This window comes from Streptomyces sp. NPDC127190 (assembly GCF_042672505.1).
In the GTDB taxonomy this organism is placed as follows: Bacteria; Actinomycetota; Actinomycetes; order Streptomycetales; family Streptomycetaceae; genus Streptomyces.
This window is the reverse complement of sequence record NZ_JBHXVE010000003.1, coordinates 1-17467: the sequence shown is the minus strand read 5'-3', so window position 1 is coordinate 17467 and position 17467 is coordinate 1. Positions and strand designations below refer to the sequence as shown.

The following is a 17467-nucleotide window of genomic DNA, read 5'->3' as shown; positions in this document are numbered from 1 at the left end:
GGACGCAAGCGGGCCGCACAGGGGCCGCCCGGCCCTCCGGTGGGCCGTTCGGCCGCACCGCCGCACGCCCTGCCCGGTCCCGGTGGCACACCGCTCCGGGCCCTGGAGGGCCGGGACGGTCGGCCCCGGCGAGGGACCTGCGGCCCCTGACCCCACCCAGCCTCGCGCCACCAGGCTGGAGGCGCATCCCTCGAGCCGGATCGCGCACCCGGACCGCTCGAGCCGGATCCCGACCCGGAGGTGGACACCCGATGCCCCGAACCGTCACCGTCGGACTCGACGGCACGCCCGAGAGCCGCGCCGCCGCCGCATGGGCGGCCCGCGAAGCACGGCTGCGCGGCCTGCCGCTGCGGATCCTGAACGTGTGGGGGCCCGCGCCGGAGCCCCTGGCCGAAGCAGCGCTGCTCGGCGCCGAGAGCTGGCAGGACTGGACCGGGCGGATTCCGCGCGAGGCGGCGGAGACCGTACGGCTGTGCCACCCGGACGTCGAGGTGGTCACCGCCCAGCTGGACGGAAACCCGGCCGACGTCCTCACGGAGGAAGCCCGCACGGCGGAACTGCTGGTGCTGGGCTCACGCGGCTTCGGCGGGATCAACGGCTTCATGATCGGCTCGGTCGGCCTGTCCGTCATCGCCCACGCCACCCGTCCGGTCGTCCTGGTCCGGGCCGGCGAGCAGGCCGCCGACGAGCACCGGCCGGGCCCGGCCGATGCAGCCTCGGCCGCGACCCCCTTCCGGCCCGTCGTGCTCGGCCTCGACACCGCCGACCCGGCCGCCGAGCTGCTGGAGTTCGCCTTCGACGCCGCCACCCGCCGGCGCACCGCGCTGCGGGTCGCGCACGGCTGGAACCTGCCGACCTCCGTGGTGTACGCGGCAGCCACCGGATACGACCTCTCCGAGAACTGCGCCCGCGGCGAAGCGGCTGCGCTGGCCGAGGCCCTGCGTCCCTGGCGCGAGAAGTACCCCGACGTGGACGTGACCGAGGAGTGCCGCAACGGCGGCGCCGCGGCGGTCCTGGTGTCCGCCGCCCAGGACGCCTCGCTGGCCGTCGTCGGCCGGCGCATCCGCACCAGCCCGCTCGGCGCCCACATCGGACACGTCACCCACGCCGCCCTGCACCACATCACCGCCCCCGTCGCCGTCGTCGCGCACGGCTGAGCCACCGGGCCCCGAGGAGACACCCCATGAAGGCAGCGGTCGTACGAGCGTTCGGCGCGCCCCTGGTCATCGAGGACCGCCCGGCCCTCGGTCCCGGCCGTATCCGGATGCGCGTCGAGGCGTCCAGGCCGTGCCCCACCGGGCGGCGTCGCGAGGGTCGACGCCGGGCGGCACCGGCTGGGCGACGCCGTCGTCCAGCTTCTCGACGCGGCCCACGCCCTCGTGCCCGGGCACGAACGGCGGGTGGGGCAGGACCGGCCACTCGCTGCGGGCCGCGGACAGGCCCGCTCACCTGCGCCGGCGTGCCGGTCCGCGTCGTCTTCGACCCGCGCACGGAAGGGTGAGCATCATGGACCTGCCGATCGTCGTCGGCGTCGACGGCTCCGAGCCGAGTCTGCGGGCCGTGGACTGGGCGGCCGACGAGGCCGCCCTGCACGCCGCCCCGCTCCGCCTGGTGTACGCCTCCCTCTGGGAGCGCTACGAGGGCGCCCTGATCGCCCAGGAAGTGCACCGGCCCGCCGAGGAGGTGATGCCCAGGGATGTCGTCGGCCCCGCCGAACAGCGCGCCCGCCGCCGTCAGCCGGGCGTGCCGGTCAGCACCGGCGTGCTGGCCGAGGAGCCGGAGTACGGGCTCGTCCGGGAGAGCCGCACCGCCCGCGCCCTGGTCGTCGGCTGCCGCGGCCGCAGCGGCCTCACCGAGGCCCTGCTCGGCTCCGTCGGCGTCACCGTCGCAGGCCATGCGCACTGCCCCGTGATCGTGGTGCGCGGCACCCACGACAACCGGATCCACCCCGGCATCCGGGGCCGTGTCGTGCTCGGCGTCGACGGGAAACCGGCCGGCTCGGCCGCCGTACGGTACGCGATCGAGGAGGCCGCGCTGCGCGGCGTACCGCTGGAGGCCGTACGGGCCTGGCGGCGTCCCGCGCACACGGCCGGCCGGCACCCGCTGCTCAGCGGCGAACCCGGCCACTTCCAGGAGGAGGACGCCGCCGAAGCCGTGGAGGCGGCGCTGCGGGACGCGCCCGAGGACCTGGAGGTGTACCGGAGCGTCGTCGAGGGGCAGCCCCGGGACGCGCTGCTCGCCGCCTCCCACGACGCCGGTCTGCTCGTCGTCGGCGCCCGGCGGCGCAGCGGCCTGCACTTCGGGCTCCAGCTCGGCCGGGTCGCCCACGGCGTACTGCACCATGCGGCCTGCCCCGTGGCCGTGGTGCCGGAACCCGCCTGAGCCCAGGCCCACCCCAGGAGGTGCTCGCAGCGGCCCGGCTGCTCCGCCGGCACCTGCCGGATCTCGCGGCGCGCGGGTCGACGTGGTCGACCTGAGCCGGCCGCTGCCGTACGAGGAACACCCGGACCGGGTGCCCGGCCTCGCCGTGCGCGGCGCCGCCGTACGCCAGACGATGGCCGACGCCCGCACCCGCCACCACGCCTGGATCCGCACCCACGGCACCGACCTGCCCGAGGTCGCCGACTGGAGCTGGGGCGGCTGAACGAGCCGGATCCGTGTCGGCGATGATGGGCCGGTGCCCGACTCCCTGACCGTCCGCCGCGTCCTCGGCGACCGCCCCTTCGCCGAGACCGGCACGCCCTCCGCCGTCGCCGTCAGCCGGGAACGGGGGATCGCCGTCGTGGCCGGCGACCTGGGGCACCTGAAGTGGCCCGGCGACAGCACCGCCGGATACGGATGGCGGCCGTACCGGGTGGGCGTGTACGGCACCGACGACCTGCGCTGCCGCCGGCTCGTGGAGTCCCGCTGGCCGGTGCATTCCCTCGCCGTCCATCCCACGCTCCCACTGGTGGCCGTCGGCACCGGGGACTTCGACCCGGACATGGCCTTCGAGGGCGAACTGCTGCTCATCGACCTGGAGTCGGGGCGGTCACGCACGATGATGCGCTCGCCGCGCGAGGTGCTGCGGGTGGAGTGGGAGAGTCCCCGGGCACTGCGGCTCAAGGTGGCCCCGACGTACGAGGACTACCTCGACGAGCCGGAGGCCCAGGCGTACGACGTCCTCGTGGAGCGCCCCGACTGGGGTGCCGCGCCCCGGGGTTCGGTGCAGCAGAAGGAACTGCGCGGTCCGCTGGTCGCGTTCGAACGGGCCCGGGCCGACGGGGCGGCCGTCGAGGCCCTCGCGGAGCTGTCCGGCCGGCCGTGGCAGCCGCGCCGCCAGGTCTGGGACGTGCGCGGGCTGCCGGACGGGCGGGTACTGGCCTGTCTGGAGGGGGTGCTGGCCGAGGCCTGGCTGCCGGACGGGCGTCTGGCCTGGCGTGTCGCGGACGCGGAGGGCGGACGGCAGCTGGTCGTCCGCCCGCTCGACGCCTGGGTCAACGTGCCCCGGCGGGCGACGCGCCCGCCGGGCGGGGCCCCGGGCACCGAAGCACCGTTCGTCGCCCGGCTGTCGCTCGCGGACGGCACGACCCTCGGCACCCTGCCGCTGGACTCCAGCGTCACGATCTCCACCCGGAGGGACGGCTGGCTGGCGCTCCGCCCGGCAGGGCCGGGCACGCGGTACGACCCACGGCCCGTCGCCCTCGTACCGCCCGGCAAGGAGGCCCCCCAGCACAGCGTGAACCTGGGCGGGTTCGTCCCCGGCAACCACGCCCTGCCCGTCCGGCACAGCAGCCGGCTGCTCTTTCTCCAGGGCAAGGAGACCGAGCCCGTGCCCCACACGTGGGTGGTCGAGGTCGATCCGGACGACGGGTGCGCGCCACGACACCTGTTCCCGCTCGACTGGCGGACACCGGCCCGGCACCTCTGCGGCGGCCGCGGCATCGAACTCGGCCCCCCGGACGGCCCGGACCTGGTCCATGCGGGAACCACGTACACCCCCGGCCCGGCGTTCGGCGCGTTCGTCGTGCGGCGCAGCCTCGCCGACGGAGCGGTCCGCTGGGAGTTCACCGCCGACTGCCCCGCGACCGCCATGGACGGCGACGAGGACACGGTCTACGTCGCCTTCAACTCCGGTGAGGTGGTGGCGCTCGGCGCCTCGGACGGGACGGTCCGCCGACGGTACCGCCCGACGGTCGACGGCCTTCCCGTCGTACCCCTGTCCGTCCAACTCGCGGGCGCGGACCGGCTGTTGCTCGGTACCGTGGACGGACGCGTCCTGGACTGCGCGGTGGAGCGGTAGCGCACGCGGGTCCGGCGTCGCCCCCCCGGGCCTGACGGGACACCGCGGTCAGCCCGTGCGATGGCTCCAGCGGGGTCCCACCTGCCGCCACTCGCGGTCCCAGGCCGCGAGCCGTCGGCGGTCGAGGCGGTGCCGGGCCAGCGCACCGGCCCCGTACACCGGACCGGCGACGCCCAGGGCCGCCGCCAGGCCGAAGAACCCGGCCTCCATGGTGCCCTCGACGCGTCCCGTCGGCTTGGCCGGCGCGAGCCGCCCCTGGCCGTCCTCCCATACCGTGACCCGGCTCCCGGCCGGGAGCCCGGAGTCCACGAAGGTCTCTCCGGTGTGTGCGCCGCCGTCCGGAGCGGTCCACCGCACTCGTGCCCTGATCCGGCCGTCGTCGGAGCGGATCGCGCCGGCGCCGGTCGCCGCCGCGTCGAGCAGCACCGCCCGGACGGCGTGCCGGTCCGCGCGCTGCCGGGCGAAGACATCCGCCGCGGCATGCGCCGCGACCACTCCGGCGACGGCACCGCCGAGCAGCACGACCGTCCAGACGGCCAGCATGATCCAGGCCTCCACGACATCCTCGCGGCGGCGCAGTGGGTTGCTCCGCAGCAGCCCCAGCCGCTGGTACGCCTTCATGCGATCAACCCCTCCTCGTCGCGCCGACGCCTTCGACGGTGCTCCCCGCGACGGCCCGGCCACAGGGGCCGAGGGGCCCTGCCGGGGGCCGCTCGGCTCCCACGGCACGGTCAGCCGAGGCCGTCGGCCCCCAGCGCCGGCTCGGGCAGTCCCGGGTGCACCTCGAACACGTCCCCCAGTCCCGTCAGGCGCAGTATCCGCCGGAATCCGGCACTGTCCGCGACGAGGCGGAGCCGGCCCCGGCGGGCCAGCACCCGGTTGCGCACCCGGCACAGCACGCCCAGCCCGGCACAGTCGATGAACGCGACCGGCCGCAGGTCCAGCACCAGATCGGGGTGCGGATGGTCGGTGAGGACATCGAGCCGCCGCACGAGGCCGGGCGCGGTACTGACATCGATCTCCCCGGGCAGGGGGAGGACCGTGGCCGCGTCCGGGGCGGGCGGGGCCTGGACCGCGGCCCGGCCGGCGCCCTCGCCGGCCGTGGACAGCGTGTGATTGTCGGGCATGGAGATGAGAAAACCGGGACCGCGGTGGCGGGCGATAGGGCCGGTCGGCCCTGCCAGGGTCCGTCCGGGGCACGGTTGGGCGGGGAGGGCGGCCGACGGGCTGCTCGCCTACGGCGCCTGCCAGCGCACGGTTCTGGGCTTGGCGCGCCGGCGCCGGCGCGACGAGGCTCGGGTGCGGGGCTGTGAGGTGCGGGATTGTCGGGTCCCACCGCATCGTGGATCGGAGAGCCAGGCTCCCGGCTCCCGGCCAGGCCCCCGGCCTCTGGCCTCTGGCTCCGGCTCCTGGCTCCGGCCCCGGCCTCTGGCCCCGGCTCCCGGCCCCGGCTCCCGGCCCCGGCCTCTGGCCCCAGCCCTGGCCTCTGGCTCCGTCTCCCGGCATCCGGCCCCTACCCCCGGCCCCCGCCCCAACCCCCGGCCCGCCACCCACAGCCTCCAGCCCAGGCACTGGTCGCAGTGGACACGGGGCGCGCGGGTCGCCTCTTCGTGGCCGGGACCCGGGTCGGATCGCGCGCCAGCATGCGGGGCCGCGTGCTCCGCGGGCCGGAACATGCGGGGCCGCGTGCTCCGCGGGCCGGAATCAGGGTCTGCGGCGGTGTCGAGGCCGGTTGACGGGCCGGCTCACTGTTGAGGACGCCGGTCCTGGATACCCGGCGCACTGGTCGACGCGTTCCGGTGCCGGACGGGCAGCCGGGGCCGGACGGCCCAAGCGCCACCCCTTGCCGCCCGCCCAAGCTGGACACGACGGGCGGCTCCGACGGCGCCCCGGTGCCGCGAGCAGCGGCGGGTGAGCGAGGAGGGTGAGGGCACGCCATGAAAGGCTTCGTCTTCCACGGCCCGGGACAGGCCGCCTGGCAGGACGTCCCGGACCCCGGCATCAAGGAGCCGACCGACGCGATCGTGCAGGTCGGCACCGTCACCATCTGCGGAACCGATCTCCACATCCTCAAGGGCGACGTGCCCGAGGTCCGCCCCGGCACCGTGCTCGGCCACGAGGCCGTCGGCGAGGTCGTCGAGACCGGCGGCGACGTGCGCACCGTACGCCCCGGCGACCGCGTGCTGATCTCCTGCATCACCTCCTGCGGCCGCTGCCGGTTCTGCCGGGACGGCTCCTACGGCCAGTGCCGCGGCGGCGGAGGCTGGATCCTCGGCCATCTGACCGACGGCACCCAGGCCGAGTACGTCCGCGTCCCGCACGCCGACCTGTCCGTGCACCCGCTGCCCGGATCCCTGCCCGGCCCGGACGCCGTACTCCTCGCCGACATCTTCCCCACCGCCTACGAGGTGGGTGTCCTCAACGGGCGCGTACGGCCCGGGGACACCGTCGTCATCGTCGGCGCCGGCCCCATCGGACTCGCCGCGATCGCCACGGCACGGCTCTTCGCGCCCGAGCGGATCATCGCCGTCGACCTGGCCCCCGCCCGGCTGGAAGCCGCCCGGCGGTTCGGCGCGGACGCCGTCGCCGATGTCCGCGAGGCCGCGGACCAGCTGGTGGCGGACCTGACCGACGGGCTCGGCGCCGACGTGGCCGTCGAGGCCGTCGGCGTGCCCGAGAGCTTCGAGCTGTGCACCGGCGTGGTGCGGCCCGGCGGGCGCGTGGCCAACATCGGCGTCCACGGCAGGCCGGCCACCCTGCACCTCGAGGACCTGTGGAGCAGGAACGTGACCATCACGACCGGGCTGGTGGACACCCGCTCCACCCCGACCCTGCTCCGGATGGCCACCGCCGGCCGGCTGCCGACCGGGCAGCTGGTCACCCACACCTTCCCGCTGGCACGGATGGAGAAGGCGTACGACGTCTTCTCCGGCGCCGCCGAGACGGGTGCGCTCAAGGTGGTGCTCGGCGAGGAGCAGCACGCGGAAGTGGCCGTTCCCACGGCCTGAACCAGAAAGGGCCTGACCGGCAGAGACCCGGCACAGGCCTGGAAGGGGCGTGACGGCCATGGCCGAACAGACCGAACAGAGGGAACACCCGCAGCAGACGGAGATCCGGGCGGAGGCGCCGTTGGGCGACCTGGGCCGCCGTCTGGCCGCCCGCCGGGCCGAGCTGGGACTCACCCGGCGACAGGCTGCCACCCGGGCCGGCATGGCGCCCGCCTACCTCCGGTACCTGGAGGAGTATCCCGGCGCCGCGCCCGGCCCCGGCCCGCTGATCCGGCTCGCCGAGGCGCTGGACACCACGGTCACCGAGCTGACCGGGGGCACCGTCGACATGCCGCCCGGCCCCGCCCGCGCCGGACGCACCCCCCGGTTCGTCGAACTGGGCCCGGGCGAGTGCCAGGCCCTGCTCGGCACGCACGGAGTGGGCCGGCTGGCGCTGTCCACGCCCATCGGACCGGTGATCGTGCCGGTCAACTACAGCATCGTCGACGGCGCGATCGTCTTCCGGACCGCGCCGGGCACCACTCCCGCGCTCGCCGCCGGCAGCCGGGTCGCCTTCGAGGTCGACCGTATCGACGACGCCTTCAGCCGCGGCTGGAGCGTGCTGGTCCGCGGCCGCGCCCGGGCCGTCACCGACCCCGAGGAACAGCAGCGGTACACCGAGCGGGCGCACAGCACCCCCTGGGCGGGCGGCCACCGCGATATGTGGGTCCGGCTCGACCCCAGCACCCTCACCGGCCGCCGGATCCTCGACTGATGCCGGACACGGAGAACTGACACCGAGAACCGACACCGAGAACCGACACGGAAGGACCGCTCAGGCCTGCTCCGGCACCCCTCCCGTCTCGGTCAGCAGCAGGCCGGTTACCAGGTCGGGCCGGATGCGCACCGCGTGGTCCAGGTCCTCCTCCTGCGGGGCCCACGGGGTCAGCAGCGCCCGCACCCGGGCCAGCTCGGCGGGGTCCGTGATCAGCCGGGCAAACCCCGTGACCACCACGCTCCACCCGAGGTGCGTCTCCGGGTCGATGGCGTCGGCCTCGTAGGCGACGACCACCCCCGTGCCGTCGGCCTGCCTGGCCTGCGAGGTCAGCGCCGCGCCCTCGGGGATGCGGATCACTATGTCCCCGTCGTCGAGCACATGGTTGACCGGGCGGACGACGGGCAGCGCCTGCCGGGTGAAGACGATCCTCCCGAGGGACACGCTGCCCAGCAGCCGCAGTGCCTCGACACGGTCGAGGTCGACACGCCGGCGCGCCGGGTCGTCGTTACGGGTCATCACGGGCTTCTTCGGGTGTGCGGGGACGGGGACGGTCTTCGCGCCGACTGCGGCCGCCCGGCGCGCACACGGGCGCCGCAGCGACGGAGCGACACCGCGGGGGACCGGTGCCGCTCCTGGTCTCACTGTCACCCATGGCGTTCCGCCCTTCCAGTGCCGTTCGGTCCTCGCCCGGGGGCCGTACGTCCCCGCCCACCTCCCCTGCTGTCACCGGTGCCTCCAGCCGGGCCACACTCCAGCGTCGGCCGGGGACACCCGGGCGGGGAGGTGCTCTGTGTCCCCGCTGGGTGGGCCGACCGGCCCGATCGGGCAGGGGGTGCTCTCCCGTACCGCGGCCGGGCCATGGCGGATACCGTGGAAGACGACCGCGCCCAGGCCATGCGGAGGAGTGGTGGCAGGTCCCGAGGAGCCCCGTGTACGACTGCCCCAGCTGAAGCTCGACGAGCTGCTGGAGGAGTTGCAGGCCCGCATCGACGCGGCCCGCGGCACCCGCGACCGCGTGCACAGCCTGCTGGAGGCGGTGCTGTCCGTCGGCCGCGAGCTGGACCTGGAACAGGCACTGCACGCCATCGTGGAGGCCGCCGCCACCCTGGTCGACGCCGAGTACGCCGCCCTCGGCGTCATCGGCCCCGACGGCGAGACGCTGTCCGCCTTCCACACGGTCGGCGTGAGCGAGGAGCAGATCCGGGTGATCGGCCCCTTCCCGGAGGGGCACGGCATCCTCGGCGAGCTGATCCGGGACCCGGCCCCGCTCCGGCTGCCGAAGATCTCCGAGCACCCCGCGTCGTACGGCTTCCCGCCCGGCCACCCCACGATGAACAGCTTCCTCGGCGTCCCGATCCGGGTCCGCGACCAGATCTTCGGCAACCTCTACCTGACCGAGAAGCGGGGCGGCGTGGAGTTCGACGAGGAGGACGAGTCGGTCCTGTCGACGCTGGCCGTCGCGGCGGGCGTGGCCATCGACAACGCCCGTCTGTACGAGGAGTCCCGGCTGCGCGAGCGCTGGCTGCTGGCCAACGCCGAGATCAGCCGCAGCCTGATGTCCGGCAGCGCACGCGCCGAGGCGCTGGACCTGATCGCCGAGCGGGCACGCGAGATCACCGGCTCGGCGCTCGCGGTGGTCGCGATGCCGGTGCAGGACACAGGCACCGACACCCTCGCGGTCGAGATCGCCGTCGGCGCGGAGGCGGACGCCCACCGCGGACTGGTGCTGCCCCGGGAGAGCAGCCTCATGGGCCTGGCCTACACCACAGCCGGGCCGGTCACCAGCGACGACGTCGCCCAGGACCCGCGCATCTCCCCGGAACCCCCGCGCTTTCGCGGTCTCGGCCCCGCCGTGGCCGTCCCCATCGGCACCGGCGAGGGCGATGTGCGCGGTGTGCTTCTGCTGGCCCGCGAAGCCGGCCGGCCCCGCTTCTCGGAGCACGAGACCGAGATGCTGCGGGGCTTCGCCGCGCAGGCCGCGATCGCCATGGAACTGGCCGAGCGGCGCCTGGACGCCCAGCAGATCGCCCTCCTGGAGGACCGCGACCGGATCGCCCGGGACCTGCACGACCTGGCCATCCAGCGGCTGTTCGCGACCGGCATGACCTTGCAGAGCGCCGGCCGCTTCATCGAGCACCCGGGAGCCGCCGAGCGCGTCCTGCGCGCCGTCGACGACCTGGACGAGACCATCAAGATCATCCGGTCGACGATCTTCGGGCTGCGGGCCCGCGCCGACACCGCGGAGAGCGGGCTGCGCGCCCGCGTGGTCCGGGTGGCCGGCGAGGCCGCCCCGGTCCTCGGCTTCACGCCCAGCGTGCGCATGGAGGGCCTGGTCGACACCGATGTGCCGCGCGAGATCGCCGACCAGATCGTGGCCGTACTCTCCGAGGCACTCACCAACATCGCCCGGCACGCACACGCCGACCGGGCCGAGGTCCTGCTGTCCGCCGACCGCCACGAGGTCCGGCTGCGCGTCGGTGACAACGGCGTCGGCATCCCGGCCGGGGGCCGCCGCAGCGGTCTGCGCAACATGGCCGAGCGGGCCGAGGGCCTCGGCGGCGATCTCCGCCTGACCGCCCCGGAGGCAGGCGGCACCACCCTGGAGTGGCGGGCCCCGCTCCCGGCGCGCTAGCCACCGCGCGGGCGGGGCCGGTGGGCCGGTGGCCGGGTCCGGTCGGCCCCTGGTTCCTCCGGTACGGCGAGCCCAGGCTGAAAGTGTCGCAGTGACGGCACCCCACTCTGGAGGACGCCATGGACGGCACTCCGACCGTCGTGAAGGACGTGATGACCCGCACCGTCGTCGCCCTGCGCACGGGCGCGGCCTTCAAGGACATCGTCAGGACCATGAGCGAGTGGCAGGTCAGCGCATTGCCGGTGCTGGACGACGCGGGCCGGGTGGTCGGTGTCGTCTCCGAGGCCGACCTGCTGCCCAAGGAGGAGTACCGCGAGATCGGCCTCGACCGCTACGGCCGGGTGCAGCACCTCGTCGAGGTGCTCAAGGCGGACGCGGTGACCGCGGGCGAGCTGATGTCCGCCCCGGCCGTCGCGGTGTCCGCGGACACCACCCTCGCGCAGGCCGCCCGCATCATGGCGCGCACCCGGGTCAAGCGCCTGCCGGTGATCGGCCGCGACGGCACCCTCAAGGGCATCGTCAGCCGTTCCGACCTGCTCAAGGTGTTCCTGCGCGACGACGCGGACATCGCCGAGGACGTCCGGCGCGAGGTCGTCACCCGTCTCTTCGGCGCCCATGGCGCCGGGGTGCTCGTTCGGGTGCAGGATGGTGTGGTGACGCTCGGCGGCCGGATCCAGGAGACCGCACTGGTGCCGCTCGCCGTCCGCCTCGCCCGGTCCGTGCCGGGCGTGGTGGACGTGCGGTGCGCGCTCACCGGGCCGCCCCGGCATCCGGACCTCGACCCGGACCTGCCGGACGCCGAACGGGCCCGTACCCCCTGAGCGGGGCCCGGCGTCCCAGAGGAGGCGGTGACGATGACCCGGACACCTCCCACGACGGTCGGCCCGGTGCGGCTGTGGCGCTGGCGGCGCAACGCGCTGCGCCGCCACAGCGACATCGTCGAGGCCTGGATCGTCCTGGCCACCTGGGTGGTGGCCGTGGGCGGCGGAGCCCTGGCGGGGGCCGCGGCGGCACAGACCTCGGAGGCGGCCTTCGCGGCGCGGCGGGCCGAGGTGCACGCCGTGTCCGCCGTACTCACCGACGACGCCGCGAAGACCCCGGCCGCGGCGAGCGGATACGACGACGGGCGGGTCTGGGCCACCGTGCGCTGGACCGAGCCGAACGGCTCGGTCCACAACGACCGCGCCAAGGTCTACCCGGGCGCCGCCGCCGGAACCCGCGTCACGGTCTGGACGAACCGCGCGGACCACGTGGTCTCCGCCCCGGTCACCGGCGCGGCGGCCGATCTCCAGGCCGCCCTCACCGGCGCGCTGGTCGCCCCGTCCGCCGCGGCCGCCGTCTGGGGTGCGGGCTGGATCGTCCGCAGCCGCCTGATCCGCCGCCGCATGGCGGAGTGGGACGAGGAGTGGCGCCAGATCGGCCCGCTGTGGGGAAACATCAGCGGAGGCCGAGGCTGAATCAGTGCGCATCAGCGCAAGGGCAGTGTGCAGGGCCCGTGCCGCCGTCGGCGCATCGTCAACGGCGGCACGGGCCCTGCACCACCCCGCGGTCTGTCCCGCGCTCTACCCCGCGTCGGCCGCGATGAGCCGGCAGTCCACCCCGACCACACCTTCGACGCCCTGCGCCATGCGCCGCGCGAGCGGGATGCGGCTGCCGTCCGGGACCCGCCCGGTCAGGGTCGCCACACCGTCGGCGACCCGGACGTGCACCGGCTCGACGGGCGCCGGGAACAGCACGTCCAGGACGTCCCGGCGGATCTCGTCGGCGAGCTCCTCGTCCGAACGCAGAAAGACCTTCAGCAGGTCGCCGCGGCTCACGACGCCTTCGAGCAGCCCCTCGGCGTTCACCACGGGCAGCCGCTTGACGCGCCGCAGCGCCATGATGCGGGCCGCCTCGGCGAGCGTGGCCTCCGCCCGCACCGTGACCGCCGGGGTGCTCATCACGTCCTCGGCGCTCACCGCCCCGGCCTTCGCCAGGTCGGGCAGCCGGCGCAGCTGGGTGAGCCGGTCGGGATCGCTGTCCCGGAACTCCTCCTTGGGCAGCAGATCGGCCTCGGACACCACCCCGATCACCCGGCCGTCGCCCTCCAGCACGGGCAGGGCGCTGACCTGCCACTGCTCCATCCGCTCGACGATGTCCTTGAACCGGGCCGCCCGGCCCACGGCGACCACGCCCCGCGTCATCACATCACTCACCCGTCGCGGACTGCCCTCCATGGCCTCTCCTCCCGAGCGCGGCGACTCAGGCGCACCGGCGGTCACAGCAGCCCCCCGCTGCCGTACGGGGCGTACAGGTCGAGCAGCCGGATCCGGGCGGAGTGCAGCCGCTGGGCCGCCACCCGTCCCACCCAGGTCGCGATCGCCCGGCCGAACGCGGGGTCCTCGGCGCAGATCGCGCGCACGGACGGGGCGTCGAACTCCCAGGCCCGCACCGGGCTCATGGTCTCGGCGCCCAGGTGCCAGGTGTACGGCGGGAAGTGCCAGGACCAGCCGATCAGTTCGCCGTGTCCGAGCGTCTCGATCACGGCGGGGCGACGGCCGGGCACATGCAGGTCGAGGGCGACGGTGCCGGTACGCACGATCCAGAAGCGGTCGGCGTGGCCGCCCTCCGCGAACAGCCGGTGGCCGGTCTCGAAGGAGACCTCCCGGGCGAGCTGCATCAGCCGATCGCGGTACGCCGTCTCGAGCGCCGTCGTCATGGTGGTGGCGGAGGTCATCGCACCGGCTCCCTTCAGGGGCTTGTGCACCCGGCGCGGGGCACGACGCGCAGTCCCGGCGGGCGTCTCGTTCTCGTACCCCCAGCGTGGCGGCCCGCGCGTGCACGGCGCCACGGGCCGCCCGGGTCCGCCCCCGGGGCCGTTCGGCCCGCGCGCCCGGCCCGGGCGGGCGGAAGGGCCCCGGCCGGCTCTGGTGGGCGGGGCCATTCCGTGGTGTGCTGGATGGTGACGGGAAGGACCGAGACAGACGCGGGGAAGCGGCCCGAAGCCGCGCACCGCGCAATCCGGATCCGCGAGAAGCGGGTGGCCCTTCCCGTCCTTACCTTCCTTCCTGGCCCTCCGCCACCTCCGTCGTGCGGGTACGGCTGCCGACCCCGCCCTCCGCTTCACTCGTACGGGTTAATCCGGCGCCCTGTGCGGGCCTGGGCGCATGGCCGGCGCCTGGCAGGCGAGACATCGGACATGCAGACATCCGACATCGTGTTCACGGCGGACTTCGGCTCCGCCAGTCAGTGGGTCGCGGGCCGCTCCTGGGCCTATCCCGACGGCGGTCCGGTGAACCCCGGCGACGACAAGCTCGACCACCTGGTGTCCGACCCCTCCTACTCCCGCTCCGGCGTCTTCCGCGCCACCCGCCGGCCGGACGGCTACTGGGACACCGGCCTGCTGACCACCGAGGGCAGTGCGGAGGCGTTCACGGTCCGAACCGGTGACGTGCTGGAGGCCCGGGTACGGCTGCCCCGGGAGACCGGGGCGTGGCCGGCGATCTGGACCTGGCGCGACGGCGACCAGGAGATCGACGTCTTCGAGTACCACCCGGACCACCCGGACCTGCTGGAGTTCGCCAACCATGTGCGCGGCTCCGGCGGCGAGTACCGGGCCGACACCATCGGCCCCGGCGCCTGGGTGGACCTGCGCACCGAGTTCGGGGCCGGCTCGGTCAGCTGGTGGGTGAACGGCTCCCGGGTCCTCGCCGACCGACGCGGGGTGGGCCACTCCTGGCACGCCTACCTCATCGTCAACCTGTCGGTGTGCGCGGGCCGTTACCATCCGCCGCCCGATCCCGGTACGACGGAGATGTCCTTCGAGGTGAGCAGTCTCGTCGTACGACGCGGCAGATCCCCCGGGACACCGCTGCCGGCGTGACCTCGGAACGGAGGGGAGGGGAGCGGGCGGAGCGGTGCGGCCGGCCCGAACGGGCCCGCCCGCACCACGACAACTCCGGCGGCGCACGCGGGTACCGGGGCGGCCCCCTCCGGCCGGGGCACGCCCCGGCGTCCGCTCCCTGACCGCCCCGGGCTTCCGTACGCCCGCCCGTCTCACCCGGACGGCGGAGCAAGCGACCGGCGTCGCATGGCTAACGTGCCGTGACCGACGCCGGTCAGCCACTGCGGAGGTGCCGCCATGTCCAGCCCGTCCATCCGCCCCGCCGCCCCCGGTCCGATCCGGGTGGGCCCGGGAGACCACCGGTACGAGGCGCTTCGCCGGGGCTTCAACCAGCGGTGGATCGCCACCCCGGACCAGGTGGTGGTGGCCACCGGCACCGCCGACGTGGTGACCGCGGTGAACGAGTGGCTGGCCCGGCACCCCGGCACCGGCACCCCGCCGCGCCGGATCACGGTCCGCTCCGGCGGCCACTGCTACGAGGACTTCGTCTGCGGCGACGACGTCTCCGTCATCATCGACGTCGGCGCCATGGACCGCGTGGCCTACGACCCCGACCTGGACGCCTGGTGCGTGGAGGCCGGCGCGAGCAACTGGCACATCGCCACCCAGCTCTACCGCCGCCACGGCCTCGCCCTGCCCGGCGGCTCCTGCTACTCGGTCGCCGCCGGCGGCCATGTCCCGGCCGGCGGCTTCGGCCTGCTGTCCCGGTGGTACGGGCTCACCGTGGACCACCTCTACGCCGTCGAGGTCGTCACCGTACGCGACGGCACCCGGGCCGAGGTGACCCTCGCCCGCCGGGACTCCGAGGACTCCGCGGTGCGCGACCTGTGGTGGGCGCACACCGGTGGTGGCGGCGGCTCCTTCGGCGTGGTCACCCGGCTCTGGTTCCGGGACCTGCCCGAGCCACCCGCCCAGGTGCTGCTGCACAGCGTGGCCTGGAAGTGGCAGCTCTTCGAGGACGACCCGGAGCTGTTCTCCTCACTGGTGCGCCGGTACGGCGAGTTCTTCGAGGGCGAGCAGAACGGCGGCGACACCGGCTTCGAGGGTCCCTACGACCACCGGGACATGTTCACCCTGCTCAAGCTGAACCACCGCGCGGCCGGCAAGGTCGGCCTGATCGTCCAGATGGACGGCGACCGCGCCGACTCCCTGGAGCGGCTGCGCCGCTTCCTGGACCACGTGGCCCCGCGGGCCGACTACCCGACCTGCCCGCTGGACATGCGCTCGGGCGAGCATCCCGCCCTCGACAGCTTCTACATCCCGACCCGGCTGCCCTGGCTGACGGCCACCCAGAACCTGAACGAGTCCGGCCCGAGCAGGTGCGGCAAGTACAAGTCGGCGTACCACACGGCGGGCTTCACCGAGCACCAGATCCAGGCGATGTACGACCACCTCACCGACCCGCGCTACACCAACGACCAGGCGCTGGTGCAGATCGACTCCTACGGGGGCCGGATCAACGACATCCCCCCGGACGCCACGGCCGTCGCCCAGCGCTCCTCCGTGCTCAAGCTCCAGTACCAGACCTACTGGACCTGGGACAAGGACGCCAACCACGACGGTGTCCACGACTACCGGGACGCCCTCGCCGACCCCTTCATCGCCGCCCCGCACCTGGACTGGATCCGACGCTTCTACGGCGCCGTGTACGAGGGCAGCGGCGGCGTCCCCGCCGTGCCCGACTCCGCCGCCCCGGGACCCGGCCACACCACCGACGGCTGCTACATCGGCTACTGCGACGCCGACCTGAGCAACCCGGAGTTCAACCCGCCGGCCAACGGCCAGCCCTGGCACCGCCTCTACTACAAGGACAACTACGCACGGCTCCAGCGCGCCAAGGCCCACTGGGACCCGCGCGACATCTTCCGCCACCGCCAGTCCGTCCGGCTGCCGTAGGCCGCGGCCCACCCGTCCTCTACCTGCTTCTTACCCTGGCTTACCGTGGCCGCGTACGCTCCCGTTGCCTGTCGTAGCGCCTGCTGTGCCCCGGGGCCACCGCACATGTCACACCTGTGAATATGGTGCGGATCCGTGCACCTTGGGCCAGAGGTTTGTTAGATTGCGCGCTCAGGCAACCGAGGTGAAGTGGTGCTTCACCACCCTTGTACCGCCGCGCATGCCCGGCCACTCACCTCCCGGCCCGGCCTGACGGGCTCGACCGTTCATGGGAGTGGGAGATGAGCGACCCGTGGGACGGGCCGACCGGCCAGGCCACGCGCAGCCGCGGTGACCAGGTGCCCGGGCCGCGCGCGGCCGAGTCCGGTGCGGCGCGCCCTGCGGGAGGCCGGGCCGCGGCCCGCGCCGCGACCCGGGCGCAGGGTGGGAAGCGCAGCCGCCGGGCCCGCCGGGCGGGCCGCGCACGCCGTGTCCTGAAGATCACCGCGATATCCCTGTCCGTGCTGATCATGGCCGTCGCCGGGGTGGGCTGGTGGTTCTACGAGCATCTGAACGGCAACATCCACAGTGTGGCGCTGGACGGCAAGGGCGGTACGGAGAAGGCGGACGCGTTCGGCCGTACGCCGATCAACATCCTGGTGATGGGGTCGGACGGGCGGACCAGTGCGGCGGACTGCAAGCTGGGCGGCGGCTGTTCGCGGACCGGGGTGCAGAGCGGTCACGGCAACGCGGACGTGGAGATGGTGGTGCACATCGCCGCGGACCGTTCCAACGCGACGGTGATGAGCATTCCGCGGGACACCATGACCCGGGTCCCGGCCTGCAAGGACAGTGAGACGGGCCAGTCCACGCCGGGCTACTACGGGCAGATCAACAGCGCGTTGCAGTACGGTCCGGCGTGCCAGGTGGCGACCGTGCACCAGCTGACCGGGATTCCCATCGATCACTTCGTGAAGCTGGACTTCTCCGGTGTGGTGAAGATGTCGGACGCGGTCGGCGGTGTGTCGGT

Annotated in this window: 16 protein-coding genes and 2 pseudogenes; 13 read left to right on the top strand and 5 right to left on the bottom strand. The window is 74.5% G+C overall.

Annotated elements, in window-relative coordinates; genetic code table 11:
- The first annotated feature begins 251 nt into the window (after positions 1-251).
- The 5 genes and pseudogenes from ACFVIU_RS05780 (at position 252) to ACFVIU_RS05760 (ending at position 4282) form a co-directional block, all read left to right on the top strand.
- Positions 252-1157, top strand: a complete 906-nt coding sequence (locus tag ACFVIU_RS05780) for a universal stress protein (RefSeq protein ID WP_385840863.1) — start codon at positions 252-254, stop codon at positions 1155-1157.
- Positions 1158-1183: 26 nt separating this feature from the next.
- A pseudogene (locus ACFVIU_RS05775) lies at positions 1184-1297 on the top strand (zinc-dependent alcohol dehydrogenase); the annotation flags it as partial.
- Between the two features lie 209 nt (positions 1298-1506).
- The gene (locus ACFVIU_RS05770) at positions 1507-2382 is read left to right on the top strand and encodes a universal stress protein (RefSeq protein ID WP_385840862.1); all 876 of its coding nucleotides are present in this window, start codon (positions 1507-1509) and stop codon (positions 2380-2382) included.
- An 8-nt stretch (positions 2383-2390) separates the two neighbouring features.
- Positions 2391-2644 (top strand): annotated as a pseudogene (locus ACFVIU_RS05765) (hypothetical protein); the annotation flags it as partial.
- A gap of 33 nt (positions 2645-2677) precedes the next feature.
- Complete coding sequence (locus ACFVIU_RS05760) at positions 2678-4282, top strand: hypothetical protein (RefSeq protein ID WP_385840861.1); 1605 nt, start codon at positions 2678-2680, stop codon at positions 4280-4282.
- Positions 4283-4330: 48 nt separating this feature from the next.
- On the opposite strand, the gene ACFVIU_RS05755 is transcribed toward ACFVIU_RS05760, so the two are convergent.
- Both ACFVIU_RS05755 and ACFVIU_RS05750 read right to left on the bottom strand, forming a co-directional pair.
- Complete coding sequence (locus tag ACFVIU_RS05755; RefSeq protein WP_385840860.1) at positions 4331-4903, bottom strand: hypothetical protein; 573 nt, start codon at positions 4901-4903, stop codon at positions 4331-4333.
- Between the two features lie 110 nt (positions 4904-5013).
- A complete protein-coding gene (locus ACFVIU_RS05750; RefSeq protein WP_385840859.1) occupies positions 5014-5409 on the bottom strand; it encodes an STAS domain-containing protein in 396 nt (131 codons plus the stop codon).
- An 810-nt stretch (positions 5410-6219) separates the two neighbouring features.
- On the opposite strand from ACFVIU_RS05750, the gene ACFVIU_RS05745 reads away from it, so the two are divergent.
- Both ACFVIU_RS05745 and ACFVIU_RS05740 read left to right on the top strand, forming a co-directional pair.
- Positions 6220-7290 carry a zinc-dependent alcohol dehydrogenase family protein gene (locus ACFVIU_RS05745; RefSeq protein ID WP_385840858.1) on the top strand — a complete coding sequence of 357 codons (1071 nt, stop codon included), beginning with the start codon at positions 6220-6222 and terminating at the stop codon, positions 7288-7290.
- A 58-nt stretch (positions 7291-7348) separates the two neighbouring features.
- A complete protein-coding gene (locus ACFVIU_RS05740; RefSeq protein WP_385840856.1) occupies positions 7349-8044 on the top strand; it encodes a helix-turn-helix domain-containing protein in 696 nt (231 codons plus the stop codon).
- Between the two features lie 60 nt (positions 8045-8104).
- On the opposite strand, the gene ACFVIU_RS05735 is transcribed toward ACFVIU_RS05740, so the two are convergent.
- Entirely contained in the window at positions 8105-8563 is a 459-nt protein-coding gene (locus ACFVIU_RS05735; RefSeq protein WP_385840855.1) for a pyridoxamine 5'-phosphate oxidase family protein, read from the bottom strand.
- Between the two features lie 391 nt (positions 8564-8954).
- Between ACFVIU_RS05735 and ACFVIU_RS05730 the strand changes: the two genes are divergently transcribed.
- From ACFVIU_RS05730 to ACFVIU_RS05720, 3 genes are all read left to right on the top strand, one after another.
- Positions 8955-10679 carry a GAF domain-containing protein gene (locus ACFVIU_RS05730; protein WP_385840854.1) on the top strand — a complete coding sequence of 575 codons (1725 nt, stop codon included), beginning with the start codon at positions 8955-8957 and terminating at the stop codon, positions 10677-10679.
- 119 nt (positions 10680-10798) lie between these two features.
- Complete coding sequence (locus tag ACFVIU_RS05725) at positions 10799-11500, top strand: CBS domain-containing protein (RefSeq protein WP_385840853.1); 702 nt, start codon at positions 10799-10801, stop codon at positions 11498-11500.
- 33 nt (positions 11501-11533) lie between these two features.
- Positions 11534-12136, top strand: coding sequence for a hypothetical protein (locus tag ACFVIU_RS05720; RefSeq protein ID WP_385840851.1), 603 nt, complete (start codon positions 11534-11536; stop codon positions 12134-12136).
- Between the two features lie 105 nt (positions 12137-12241).
- On the opposite strand, the gene ACFVIU_RS05715 is transcribed toward ACFVIU_RS05720, so the two are convergent.
- Together ACFVIU_RS05715 and ACFVIU_RS05710 are read right to left on the bottom strand one after the other, a co-directional pair.
- Entirely contained in the window at positions 12242-12895 is a 654-nt protein-coding gene (locus tag ACFVIU_RS05715) for a CBS domain-containing protein (RefSeq protein WP_385840850.1), read from the bottom strand.
- Positions 12896-12936: 41 nt separating this feature from the next.
- On the bottom strand, positions 12937-13395 hold the full coding sequence (locus tag ACFVIU_RS05710) for a cyclic nucleotide-binding domain-containing protein (protein WP_385840849.1): 459 nt from the start codon (positions 13393-13395) through the stop codon (positions 12937-12939).
- Positions 13396-13857: 462 nt separating this feature from the next.
- Between ACFVIU_RS05710 and ACFVIU_RS05705 the strand changes: the two genes are divergently transcribed.
- From ACFVIU_RS05705 to ACFVIU_RS05695, 3 genes are all read left to right on the top strand, one after another.
- Entirely contained in the window at positions 13858-14541 is a 684-nt protein-coding gene (locus ACFVIU_RS05705) for a beta-glucanase (protein WP_385840847.1), read from the top strand.
- A 258-nt stretch (positions 14542-14799) separates the two neighbouring features.
- Positions 14800-16458, top strand: a complete 1659-nt coding sequence (locus tag ACFVIU_RS05700) for an FAD-dependent oxidoreductase (protein ID WP_385840846.1) — start codon at positions 14800-14802, stop codon at positions 16456-16458.
- Positions 16459-16739: 281 nt separating this feature from the next.
- The coding region (locus tag ACFVIU_RS05695; RefSeq protein ID WP_385840845.1) for an LCP family protein at positions 16740-17467 on the top strand (728 nt) is incomplete at its 3' end.

Coding starts and splice junctions, on each gene's coding strand:
- ACFVIU_RS05780 (WP_385840863.1), top strand. CDS start 252: ATGCCCCGAACCGTCACCGTCGGACTCGACGGCACGCCCGAGAGCCGC.
- ACFVIU_RS05755 (WP_385840860.1), bottom strand. CDS start 4,903: ATGAAGGCGTACCAGCGGCTGGGGCTGCTGCGGAGCAACCCACTGCGC.
- ACFVIU_RS05725 (WP_385840853.1), top strand. CDS start 10,799: ATGGACGGCACTCCGACCGTCGTGAAGGACGTGATGACCCGCACCGTC.
- ACFVIU_RS05770 (WP_385840862.1), top strand. CDS start 1,507: ATGGACCTGCCGATCGTCGTCGGCGTCGACGGCTCCGAGCCGAGTCTG.
- ACFVIU_RS05705 (WP_385840847.1), top strand. CDS start 13,858: ATGCAGACATCCGACATCGTGTTCACGGCGGACTTCGGCTCCGCCAGT.
- ACFVIU_RS05720 (WP_385840851.1), top strand. CDS start 11,534: ATGACCCGGACACCTCCCACGACGGTCGGCCCGGTGCGGCTGTGGCGC.
- ACFVIU_RS05735 (WP_385840855.1), bottom strand. CDS start 8,563: ATGACCCGTAACGACGACCCGGCGCGCCGGCGTGTCGACCTCGACCGT.
- ACFVIU_RS05715 (WP_385840850.1), bottom strand. CDS start 12,895: ATGGAGGGCAGTCCGCGACGGGTGAGTGATGTGATGACGCGGGGCGTG.
- ACFVIU_RS05700 (WP_385840846.1), top strand. CDS start 14,800: ATGTCCAGCCCGTCCATCCGCCCCGCCGCCCCCGGTCCGATCCGGGTG.
- ACFVIU_RS05750 (WP_385840859.1), bottom strand. CDS start 5,409: ATGCCCGACAATCACACGCTGTCCACGGCCGGCGAGGGCGCCGGCCGG.
- ACFVIU_RS05710 (WP_385840849.1), bottom strand. CDS start 13,395: ATGACCTCCGCCACCACCATGACGACGGCGCTCGAGACGGCGTACCGC.
- ACFVIU_RS05740 (WP_385840856.1), top strand. CDS start 7,349: ATGGCCGAACAGACCGAACAGAGGGAACACCCGCAGCAGACGGAGATC.
- ACFVIU_RS05745 (WP_385840858.1), top strand. CDS start 6,220: ATGAAAGGCTTCGTCTTCCACGGCCCGGGACAGGCCGCCTGGCAGGAC.